The following is a 2,597-nucleotide window of genomic DNA, read 5'->3' as shown; positions in this document are numbered from 1 at the left end:
CCCCTCCCCTCTGCTTGGGGGTGGGGGGGTGTGTGTCGGGGCGCGGGGGGGGGCCGGGGGGGGGCCCCGGGGGCCGGGGGGGGGGGGGGGGGGCCCCCCGCCCCCCCCCCCCCCCCCGGCGCCCGAACCGACCCCACCACTGATCCGAGAGCCACGTGGAACCCAGCACCGACACCGCAGCACCGGACCGCACCGAGCCGGACGCCTCCGGGCGCGACCCGGCGGTCCGGTTGCGCGGCGCCCGCCTCTCCTACGGCCCGCGCGTCCTGTGGGACGGGCTGGACCTGGACGTGCACCCCGGCGAGTTCCTCGCGGTGCTCGGCCCGAACGGGTCGGGGAAGACGAGCCTGCTGCGGGTGCTGCTGGGGCTGCAGCCGCTCAGCGGCGGCGAGGTGCGGATCGCGGGTGAGGCGGCGCGGCGCGGGAGCCCCCGCATCGGCTACGTCCCGCAGCAGCGCTCGGTGGATCCGACGCTCACGGTCCGCGGCAGCGACCTCGTCGGCCTCGGCCTGGACGGCCACCACTGGGGCGTGGGCTTCCGCGGCCGCAAGGACCGCAGACAGCGGGTCGAGCGGGCGCTGCGCGCGGTGGAGGCCACCGAGTACGCACGGATGCCGCTGGGGCTGCTCTCCGGTGGTGAGCAGCAGCGGCTGCGGGTCGCGCAGGCCCTGGTCGGCGACCCGGACGTGCTGCTGTGCGACGAACCGCTGCTGTCGCTGGACATCGCGCACCAGCGCAACGTGAGCAGGCTGATCGCCCGGCAGGCGCGGGAGACCGGCTCGGCGGTGCTGTTCGTGACGCACGAGATCAACCCGGTGCTGCCGCTGGTGGACCGGATCCTGTACCTGGTCGACGGCCGGTTCCGGATCGGCACGCCGGACGAGGTGATGACCTCGGCGACGCTCTCCGAGCTCTACCGGTCGGACGTCGAGGTCGCCCGGGTCGGCGGCAGGCTCGTCGTCACCGGCACCGACGAAGTCGATCACCACCACGTCGACGCGGAGACCACCTCATGAACACCCTGCTGGACGCGCTGAGCCGGTTCTTCGACTTCGAGCTGACCGGGAACCTGCTCGGCTACCCGTTCGTGCAGCAGGCGCTGCTGGCCGCGGCCGCGCTCGGCCTGGTGTCGGGGGCGCTGGCGCCGCTGGTGGTGGCGCGGAAGATGTCCTTCGCCGTGCACGGCACCGCGGAGCTCGCGTTCACCGGCGCGGCCGCCGCCCTGCTGTTCGGCGCGAGCGTCGGAGCCGGGGCGCTCGGCGGCGCGGTGGTCGCGGCGCTGCTGCTCGGGTTCCTCGGGCAGCGCGGCGGGGAACGGGACTCGGTGATCGGCGCGATCCTGTCGTTCGGCCTCGGCCTCGGGGTGCTGCTGCTGTGGATGAACCCGGAGCGCACCTCGAACAAGTTCAGCCTGCTCATCGGGCAGATCGTCGGCGTGGACTCGGCCGACGTGGCGCTGCTCGGCGGCAGTGCCGCGGTGGTGCTGGTGGTGCTGGCCGTGGTGTACCGGCCGCTGCTGTTCGCCAGCGTCGACCCGGACGTGGCCGCGGCGCGGGGCGTGCCCGCCCGGCTGCTCACCCCGCTGTTCGCGGTGCTGGTGGGCGTGGCGACCGCGCTCGGCGTCTACACGGTCGGGGCGCTGCTGGTGCTGGCGCTGATGGTGACGCCGGGCGCCGCGGCGGCGCGGGTGACCGCGAGCCCGCTGCTGTCCACGGTGCTGGCCGTGGTGTTCGCCGAGGTCGCGGTGCTGGGCGGCATCGTGCTGTCGCTGGCGCCGGGCGCTCCGGTGAGCGCGTTCGTGACGATCCTGTCGTTCGCGATCTACCTGGTGTGCCGGGCGGTCGGCAACGTCCGGCTGCGCCGCGTCTCCCGCGCTCCCGCGGCGGCCTGACCGGCGGGAGCCGGCCCGCCATCGCCGTCCGATCGTCCGGCGGAGGCCGTCGGGGACACGCACGCTGAGCGGGTGTTCTCCTCGGAGCGGGGCCTGCTGCGCCGGACGGCGGGGACCGTGCTGGCCGTCGCCGCGAGCACCGCGGTGTACTTCGCGCTGCCGCTGGGCGTGTTCGACGTGCGCGGCACCTGGGCGTTCGTCGGCGCGTTCGCGGCGGGCCTGGTCGCGGTGGCCGCGGTGATCGTGCGCCAGGTCCGCCGGTTCCGCTCCGGGGGCGTGGCGCTGACCGGGGTGCTGACCTCGCTGTACCTGGCCGTGCTGTTCTTCGCCGCGGTGTACTGCGGGCTGAACGCGCACTGGCCGGGGTCGATCGCCGCGCTGGCCACCAAGGTGGATGCGCTGTACTTCGCGCTGTCGATCACCAGCACGGTCGGTTTCGGCGACGTGCACGCCTCCTCCCAGGCGGCGCGAGTGCTGGTGAGCGTGCACCTGGTGTTCAACCTGGGCTTCCTCGGCGCAGCGATCACAGCAGTCCGCAACGCCACCCGGTGAACCCACCGCCGCGACCCCCCGACGGGTCGTGTCCGTTTCCTGTCAGCGGCGAAGCCGCTGAACCGCCGACCACCCGAGCAACCGGACCACCCGCGGGTTCTCAGCGGGATTCTCGCGAGGACAGCTTTTCCCTCGTGGCGGAGCCACTCGGGAA

At 74.6% G+C, this 2,597-nt stretch carries 3 protein-coding genes; all 3 read left to right on the top strand.

Translation table 11 applies throughout. The features are described 5' to 3' along the window. Positions 1–155 precede the first annotated feature (155 nt). Complete coding sequence (locus LCD31_RS25090) at positions 156–1,016, top strand: metal ABC transporter ATP-binding protein (protein ID WP_374108075.1); 861 nt, start codon at positions 156–158, stop codon at positions 1,014–1,016. After that, a complete protein-coding gene (locus LCD31_RS25085) occupies positions 1,013–1,891 on the top strand; it encodes a metal ABC transporter permease (RefSeq protein ID WP_224961959.1) in 879 nt (292 codons plus the stop codon). The genes LCD31_RS25090 and LCD31_RS25085 overlap by 4 nt, the downstream gene beginning before the upstream one ends. A 72-nt stretch (positions 1,892–1,963) precedes the next feature. Continuing rightward, the gene (locus LCD31_RS29670; RefSeq protein ID WP_224961957.1) at positions 1,964–2,443 is read left to right on the top strand and encodes an ion channel; all 480 of its coding nucleotides are present in this window, start codon (positions 1,964–1,966) and stop codon (positions 2,441–2,443) included. Positions 2,444–2,597: the final 154 nt, after the last annotated feature.

It is taken from the genome of Saccharopolyspora sp. 6M (genome assembly GCF_020176775.1).
GTDB lineage: Bacteria > Actinomycetota > Actinomycetes > Mycobacteriales > Pseudonocardiaceae > Saccharopolyspora_C > Saccharopolyspora_C gregorii.
The sequence above is the reverse complement of the archived record's forward strand: the minus strand, read 5'-3'. Positions and strand labels throughout refer to the sequence as shown.